The organism is Flavobacterium sp. (assembly GCF_029242675.1).
Classification (GTDB): Bacteria; Bacteroidota; Bacteroidia; order Flavobacteriales; family Flavobacteriaceae; genus Flavobacterium.
Genome location: NZ_JAQWTM010000014.1, coordinates 1 through 8,147 on the forward strand (window position 1 = coordinate 1; position 8,147 = coordinate 8,147).

7 protein-coding genes and 1 pseudogene are annotated in these 8,147 nt (G+C 33.8%); 7 read left to right on the plus strand and 1 reads right to left on the minus strand.

Annotated elements, in window-relative coordinates; all coding sequences use genetic code 11:
- The 7 genes and pseudogenes from P8M54_RS00525 to uvrA form a co-directional block, all read left to right on the plus strand.
- The coding region (locus P8M54_RS00525; RefSeq protein WP_300283793.1) for a histidine kinase at nt 1–562 on the plus strand (562 nt) is incomplete at its 5' end.
- Between the two features lie 124 nt (nt 563–686).
- The gene (locus P8M54_RS00530) at nt 687–938 is read left to right on the plus strand and encodes a hypothetical protein (protein WP_300283795.1); all 252 of its coding nucleotides are present in this window, start codon (nt 687–689) and stop codon (nt 936–938) included.
- A gap of 15 nt (nt 939–953) precedes the next feature.
- On the plus strand, nt 954–1,526 hold the full coding sequence (locus P8M54_RS00535; protein ID WP_300283797.1) for a hypothetical protein: 573 nt from the start codon (nt 954–956) through the stop codon (nt 1,524–1,526).
- The gene (locus tag P8M54_RS00540) at nt 1,526–2,101 is read left to right on the plus strand and encodes a hypothetical protein (RefSeq protein WP_300283799.1); all 576 of its coding nucleotides are present in this window, start codon (nt 1,526–1,528) and stop codon (nt 2,099–2,101) included. Before P8M54_RS00535 ends, P8M54_RS00540 begins: the two co-directional genes overlap by 1 nt.
- Before the next feature lie 43 nt (nt 2,102–2,144).
- Entirely contained in the window at nt 2,145–3,476 is a 1,332-nt protein-coding gene (locus tag P8M54_RS00545; RefSeq protein WP_300283801.1) for a hypothetical protein, read from the plus strand.
- 85 nt (nt 3,477–3,561) lie between these two features.
- Nucleotides 3,562–4,257: a hypothetical protein gene (locus P8M54_RS00550; protein WP_300283803.1), complete on the plus strand. Its 696-nt coding sequence runs from the start codon at nt 3,562–3,564 to the stop codon at nt 4,255–4,257.
- 156 nt (nt 4,258–4,413) lie between these two features.
- A pseudogene (gene uvrA, locus P8M54_RS00555) lies at nt 4,414–7,245 on the plus strand (excinuclease ABC subunit UvrA).
- Between the two features lie 74 nt (nt 7,246–7,319).
- Here uvrA and P8M54_RS00560 read toward each other — a convergent pair.
- Nucleotides 7,320–8,147, minus strand: an 828-nt coding sequence (locus tag P8M54_RS00560) for a serine hydrolase (RefSeq protein ID WP_300283805.1), incomplete at its 5' end; no start/stop codon positions are given.

Consider the following 8,147-nt stretch of genomic DNA (forward strand, 5'->3'; position numbering starts at 1 on the left):
CCAAATGAATCCTCATTTTACATTCAACGCTCTAAATACGATTCAGAGTTTTGTTTTTAATAAAGATGCCCATAACTCGGCTGTTTACATTAGTGAAGTTGCTAGTTTAATGCGTCAAACATTAGATAACTCCGCTTCACAAACCATCACGATTGCGGATGAAATCGAGTATTTAAGAACCTACATTGCAATAGAAAACCAACGTTTTGATAATCGCATCCAATATGAGGTACTAGTGGATGACTCCATAAAGCAGGACACTTTTGAAATTCCAACTATGCTGCTACAACCCTTTGTAGAAAATATTTTCAAACATGCTTTCAATGATGAATCTCTACATCCTGCTTTTAAAATTGAGTTTATTTTACTTCAAAATGAATTATTGCAAATCACAATTTCAGATAACGGAAAAGGCAAAACCACAACTTCTAAAAATCATTTTTCGCGTGGAATTGCAATCGCTACCGAGCGCCTAAAAATTATGCAACCCAACAATTTTGAACCCATACAAATTGATTTCTCAGTAACCGGAACTACAGTAAAAATCCGATTAATAATTTAGCTTAAAAATCAAAATAACACAGAATACCTATTTTACAAGACAGATACACCAAATTACATTTTGGGGTTTTTTATTGTATTTTATCTTTTTAGTTTTGAGGTTTTAACCAACCAAAATTAGCTCCATGTCAAATTATTATTGTGTCAACTGTGGCACCAAAAGCTCTAGCATTTCTAGTTTAACTGCAAATTCGTGTCCACGTCACCCATTAGGTGCCAGTAAAGGTAAACACAGTCTTTATGAAGGATCCGAAAAATCAAAGTATAACTGTAAATATTGTGGTACTTCGTCAAGTATTATTTCAAGTCTAACCGCAAATTCCTGCCCAAGACATCCAAACGGACCAAGCAAAGGAAAACATTCACCAGCATTGTAAAATAAACCAGACCATATGGAAATCATTATTATATCAGTAATCAGCACTTTAGTTTTAACGACATTAGTTTGGATAATTTTCTTCAAGAATATTCAAACTAAACTAATCCATGATAAAGAAAAATTATCGATTGAATTAGGTAATGTCAAGTCCAACATAGATTATGAAGTCAATCGAAAACTTGAAGAAAAAGTCTCTGTTTTAAATGAACAAATTCTTGAATTGAAAAACAAGTGTATTATTATAGAAAGAGAATCTTTTGATAAAGGAAAAAAAGAAGCGTCTATAGAATTTGAAAAAGATTATTTTGTAAATGTTATACCTTATAAAGAAACTTCTGAAGGAGAAAGGGATTATGTGATTTTTGGTAAGAAAAATAAATACGTAAATGTTGGCTTTCAACGTCAACTGTTTGTCAAAGGAATTCCAGTTTTTGATCCAGTATATAATTTTGTAGAGAAATATGAATTTAATGAATTTAAGCTTAATGAAGCGGCAATTAATAGAGTTGTGAGTAACGCCATAAAGGCTATTGCTCCACAAGCTGGTACTTTTATAAAAGTAGCCGAAAATGTAATAGAAAAATAATGAAGAATCACTTATATCTATCATTGGCAATTATCTCTTTCCTATTTCTATCTTGTTCAAAAGAGAGTAAAATAAAAAATAAAATTAAGGAATACGTGGAAAAAAATTTTAATGACCCTAGTAGCTATGAATTAGTAGAATTAAAACTATTTGATACAATTAATGAGCAAAAAGTATCAAAATATTTAACCGATCAAAGATTAGGCAAGCTAACAAGAATCAAACAATACGTACAAGAAAAAAGAGAAGAACAATCAAAGATTGCATCAAACGCTTTGTTTAGTGGTAATCATTACTACTTAATTACGGCAATGGCTAAATTAGAAAAGCAAAATGCAATTTTAAACAAGTTTGAAAAAGATTCAGTTAAAATTATTCAAAATGAAATCAATCAACTAAAAAAGTATATTAATTCTAAAAACATATCTCATTATCGATATATTCATGAATATAGAGCTAAAAATGATGTTGGTGCTTTAGTAAAATGTATAGACACTTTAAGAATTGATAATGAACTTAAAATAATTACTGATTTTCAATATTATATAATTAGAAAGTTTGGAGTACATCTCTAAAATAATCTAATACAATTGAAGTAGAAAAATTAATGAAATGAAAATGAAAAAAATATTCCTAGCTGCCTTGATAATTATAGCATTAAGTGTTAATGCACAAAGAACTACATCTGGAAATCAAAAGATTCCTGCTAAGAAACCCAATTCGTTACCTGTTAAAATCATTGCATCGGTTTTAAAACCTTTAGAATCACTTTCAGACACGCAAATAGCTAACGCTTTATACGTAGAAATAGGCTTTGATGAAGGCGATGGAGTATCAGAAGTTAATACGTTAGAAGAATATATGTCAAGTAATTCTAAAGTCGTCAATATTGCAGAAATTATCCATTTAGGAAAAAAGTTCTTTTTAGTTGATAGGTTATGTGGTAATGACTGTCCTGATGGTAACAATCGAGATTCTTACGAAGATAAAGGAAATTTAAGATCAACTGTTATCAATAGTACATATTCTGGAAGTTATGTAGATCACGGGTCTTGGGTTTCTAATATTAATCAGGAAGAAGTAAATAAGTTTAGGGTAAGTTCTAGAGATAAAGATACCATACAATTAGTTTCTTCTAATATTAATATTACCTGCAAAAAAGAAGGAGATTCTTTTGTTGAGACATTAAGAATAGGTCAAGACTTAATATCTCAATACTTTATAAAAGGGACGCATTCTTATATTTTATCTGTCGACAGATCAGGTAAAGTAACTAATATTAAATCGCAAGATCAAACAAACAACAATAGCCCAACCATTAACTATAACATACGTAGCGAGAGGATAGTCGATAAGATAGAGGATTTCAAATTTATTGACGATCTTGATGCCCCTTTATCTCGTAGTTATGAAGTAACTGTCACGTCAAAAATTAAAAATGCCAATTCTGGTGTAAACAAGTTCGTTTATAACAATCACACTTATTTATCTAATTCTGATTTTAGTAGAAAATTCTACAATGATAGTATCAAAATAGAATCTCAGATGAATGATGCTTTGAGAAATTTTAAACTAATAGAATCCAAAAGCGATTCCTTATACAAAAATCTTAAAAAAAACAGAGATAGAATTATACAAGAATTTAAAACTAATTATGCCGCTTACATAGAAAAAGACCGACAAAGACTTCTTAAGGAAGAATGGGGTGGAAAACTTGACCCTAGAACTACTAGCTATGAAAGTTCACTCGAAATGATTCTCGCTCAAGCAAGTGCCAATACTAAAGAGAATTTCGGAAAGTTAGAAATAGCAACAGAAAGAAATATTTCAAAGGAAATGGAAAGTGTCAGGGAAAATTATATAAGATTAAAGGAAATTTACATTGGCCTTAAAGATAAATACCAATCATTTGAAAACTACAATAAACGCCTACTGAATCATCATTACTAAAAAACGGAAATAGGTTTTGTAAATAGAGGTAAGAATGAAAATTTTCACCTAAAACACAATGAATAAAAATGCAATCAAATAAATTATGAAACAAACAATATTACTTCTTTTAGTCTTTAGCTTAAGCTTAACGACTTACTCCCAAGACATCGAAAAAATGGATAAAAAAGAATTGAGAATTGCTTTAAAAAATAGTTTTTCAAGTAAAGATTCTTTAATTTCAATTAGCAGGAATAGAGACAAAGAACTCGCTTTACTGAATCAAAATCTTATTGTTAACAAAGATTCAATAAAAGCACAAAAAATAAAAATTGCTTCGCTCCTAACTTCAAACAGAAGAAATGATGAGAGTATAAAAACATTAAGCAAATCAATATCTGTTTTGCAAGATTCGATATTAAAGTTGAAAATGATAACTTCATTCGTTGTTTCTACTTTTACCTTGAAAGCTTTACCGAAGCATTGCTCTATGGTATATTCTGAAACGAAAGAATTGTATCAATCAAAAAAATTCATCTGTTATTGGGGAGAATTTGAATATGATAATTCTCTTAACATAAATATTAATGATGAGAAAAATGTATTAGAAAGGATAGATACAGATAATGAAACCGATGATTACATATACCAAAACGACAAATATCGCGTCAGAATTGGAAAAAGAAAATCAATTTTTGAAAATGACATAATATCAATTATTGAATCAGCAGAATTATCAATTAAAAATTTAGCTACGGGTCAAGAAATTATAAAGAAAATTTATGGCGAAGGTGGATGCTAATTAGTAATCAACTTACAACAAAAAACGCTAACTAAAATTAGCGTTTTTTTATGCCCCATTTTAACACAAAGTTCTAAACTGTTCTATGGAAAGAATAAATCAAAAGAGTAACTTTGCTGTCATTGCGATTAAAAATGAAGCAATCAGCAAAAACTTATGTTAGATACAGACAATACGATAGAAGTTCTAGGCGCTAGAGTTCACAACCTTAAAAACATAGATGTTTCGATTCCTAGAGAGAAATTAGTGGTTATCACCGGTCTTTCGGGTTCAGGGAAATCCTCTTTGGCATTTGATACCATTTATGCTGAGGGACAACGCCGCTATGTAGAAACATTTTCTGCCTATGCCCGTTAGTTTTTAGGCGGTCTAGAACGTCCGGATGTGGATAAAATAGACGGTTTATCTCCTGTTATTGCTATCGAACAAAAAACTACTAGTAAAAGTCCGCGTTCTACCGTGGGAACGATTACGGAGATTTATGACTTTTTGCGTTTGCTGTACGCGCGTGGTGCTGATGCCTATAGCTACAACACGGGTGAGAAAATGGTTTCGTACTCTGACAAGCAAATCAAAGACCTAATTATCCAAGATTTCAGCAACAAGCGCATCAATATTCTAGCTCCTGTAATTAGGGCTCGTAAAGGGCATTATGGCGAATTATTCCAGCAAATTGCTAAGCAAGGCTTCTTAAAAGTACGTGTGAATGGTCATGTAGTCGACATCACTTCAGGCATGAAGTTGGATCGTTACAAAACACATGATATAGAAATAGTTGTGGACCGAATGGTTGTGGAAGCTACGGCTGACAATGAAAAAAGATTAAGCGAAAGCATTAATACCGCCATGCACCATGGTGAAAATGTACTGATGATTTTAGATCAAGATTCGAATGATATGCGCTATTTTAGCCGAAACTTGATGTGTCCTACTACTGGTATTTCGTATCAAAATCCAGAACCAAATTTATTCTCGTTTAACTCACCAAAAGGAGCTTGCTCCAATTGCAATGGGCTTGGAACGGTTAATGAAATCAATGTAAAAAAGATTATTCCTAATGCTAAATTATCTATTAAAGCAGGTGGATTTGCGCCCTTGGGTGAATACAAATCATCTTGGATTTTCAAGCAATTAGAAATTATTGGTGAAAAATATGGTTTTAAGATCACTGATGCGATAGAAACGATTCCAGCCGAAGCGTTGGAAATGATCTTGAATGGTGGTAAGGAAAAATTCACTGTTAACTCCAAAGATTTGGGCGTTGCCCGAGACTACAAAATTGATTTTGAAGGGATCTCTCATTTTATCAAAAATCAATTTGATGAAAGTGGATCAACAACAATAAAGCGCTGGGCTAAGGAATTCATGGACGAAATAAAATGTCCTGTATGTGAAGGTTCGCGCCTGAAAAAAGAAGCGTTATTTTTTAAAATAAATGAAAAAAATATAGCCGAATTGTGTGATATGGACATCTCTGATGTTACAACTTGGTTTAATGATTTAAATTCTGTACTATCTGATAAGCAGCAGCGTATCGCCTCCGAAGTAATCAAAGAGATTAAGGATCGATTGGCGTTTTTAATGAATGTAGGTTTGGATTATTTGGCTTTAAACCGAAGTTCGAAATCACTTTCAGGTGGTGAAGCACAGCGCATTCGATTAGCAACTCAAATCGGATCGCAGCTCGTTGGTGTTCTTTATATTTTAGACGAACCCAGCATCGGTTTACACCAAAGAGACAATGAAAAACTAATTCATTCTTTAGAACAATTACGCGATATAGGCAACTCGGTTATTGTGGTCGAACACGATAAAGACATGATTGAACGCGCCGATTATGTGATTGATATCGGACCAAAAGCGGGTAAATATGGAGGCGAAATCATTAGTATTGGTACGCCTGCTGAAACCTTAGCATCGGATACCATTACAGCGCAGTATTTGAACGGAAAAATGAAGTTAGAAATTCCTTCTAAACGCCGTGAAGGAAATGGGAAATTCATGAAGCTTACGGGAGCGACGGGAAACAACCTAAAAAATGTTTCGATTGACTTGCCGTTAGGACAACTGATATGTGTTACGGGGGTATCTGGAAGCGGAAAATCTACGTTGATCAATGAAACCCTCTACCCTATTTTGAATGCCTTTTATTTTAATGGTGTCAAAAAACCACAACCGTACAAAAAAATTGAAGGACTTGAGCACATCGACAAAGTCATTGATATTGATCAAAGTCCGATAGGTCGCACGCCTCGCTCGAATCCAGCTACGTACACAGAAGTTTTTACCGAAATCCGAAAATTGTTTACCATGACATCCGAAAGCATGATTCGAGGGTACAAAGCAGGTCGTTTTAGCTTTAATGTAAAAGGTGGTCGTTGCGAAACTTGCGAAGGTTCAGGTGTACGTACCATTGAAATGAATTTTCTTCCCGATGTGTATGTAGAATGTGAAACTTGCCAAGGGAAACGTTTTAATAGAGAAACGTTAGAGATTCGCTATAAAGGAAAATCAATTTCAGATGTGTTGAACATGACGGTTGATGAAGCGGTTCCGTTTTTTGAAATGATTCCGAAGATATACCGAAAAGTAAAAACGATTCAAGATGTAGGTTTAGGCTATATTACTCTTGGACAACAAAGTACCACTCTTTCAGGTGGAGAAGCACAGCGTATCAAACTAGCTGGAGAATTATCTAAGAAAGATACTGGAAATACTTTTTATATTCTGGATGAGCCTACGACTGGTTTGCATTTTGAAGACATTAGAGTACTTATGAATGTCATTAATAAATTAGTTGATAAAGGAAATACGATCTTGGTAATCGAGCACAATATGGACGTTATTAAACTTGCAGATTATATTATTGATATAGGCCCTGAAGGAGGAAAAGGTGGCGGACAAGTTGTAGCTAAAGGAACTCCTGAAGAAGTGGCTAAAAACAAAAAAAGCTACACTGCCAAGTTTTTGAAAAAAGAATTGGAATAAAAAAAGAAATTTAAGCTTAGCTCAAAAACGATTTGATAGTCACTTTTGCGCCACACTTATCTAATGTATCATGATTATTTTTTGGCTGTTGGATTATTTATTGACTGATTGACTAGTTTCATAAATTCCCCCATTTTGCTATCATCCATCCATCGGGTAACGACCACTAGGTCATTAGCATTATCAATCACAATATAATTACCGCCATAACCAGCAGCATAATAGACTTCGGGCGAAGTTCCAGCCCATTTTTCGGTAGTATTCATCCACCACATATAACCGTATTCCTTATTAGCAGCCGAAGGACGATGTGCATCATTGACCCATTTTTCAGAAATTAACTGCTGGTTTTTCCACTTCCCTTTTCGCAGGAAGAGCAATCCAAATCGAGCTTGATCGACGGCACTGATAAAAATTCCGCCACCTGAATGACCGCCTCCACTTACTGATTGCGTCAATACACCATCAATATTTACAAAAGAATCCTCGTATCCGTACCACCTCCATGTTGTCGAAGCACCTATGGGATCCATTATTTTTTCTTTCAATACAGCTGGTAATGCTTTTCTCCATACCTGCAGCAAAGAATAAGCCAGAACATTCACGCGAACATCATTGTACTTAAAAAAAGTTCCAGGTTCGTTTAACGTTCTGTTTTTCCAATCGTCAAGACCACCTTCTTTCGATGGTCTGTCAGCCCAATCGTGTAAACCAAACAAGGTTCCGCTCCAATCAGAGGATTGATCTAGTAAATTATCCCAGCTAATTTTAGAATTATGATTGCCATCAAAAGTACCGTCCCAAACATAATTTTGCACAGGATCAGCGACACTCTTTATAAGACCGTTATCTATGGCCAGGCCGGCAGTTGTAGACAGAAAACTTTTAGTAACACTAAAAGT

Excerpts from the sequence above, each read along its gene's own strand:
- P8M54_RS00530 (WP_300283795.1), top strand. The coding sequence starts at position 687 with ATGTCAAATTATTATTGTGTCAACTGTGGCACCAAAAGCTCTAGCATT.
- P8M54_RS00535 (WP_300283797.1), top strand. The coding sequence starts at position 954 with ATGGAAATCATTATTATATCAGTAATCAGCACTTTAGTTTTAACGACA.
- P8M54_RS00540 (WP_300283799.1), top strand. The coding sequence starts at position 1,526 with ATGAAGAATCACTTATATCTATCATTGGCAATTATCTCTTTCCTATTT.
- P8M54_RS00545 (WP_300283801.1), top strand. The coding sequence starts at position 2,145 with ATGAAAAAAATATTCCTAGCTGCCTTGATAATTATAGCATTAAGTGTT.
- P8M54_RS00550 (WP_300283803.1), top strand. The coding sequence starts at position 3,562 with ATGAAACAAACAATATTACTTCTTTTAGTCTTTAGCTTAAGCTTAACG.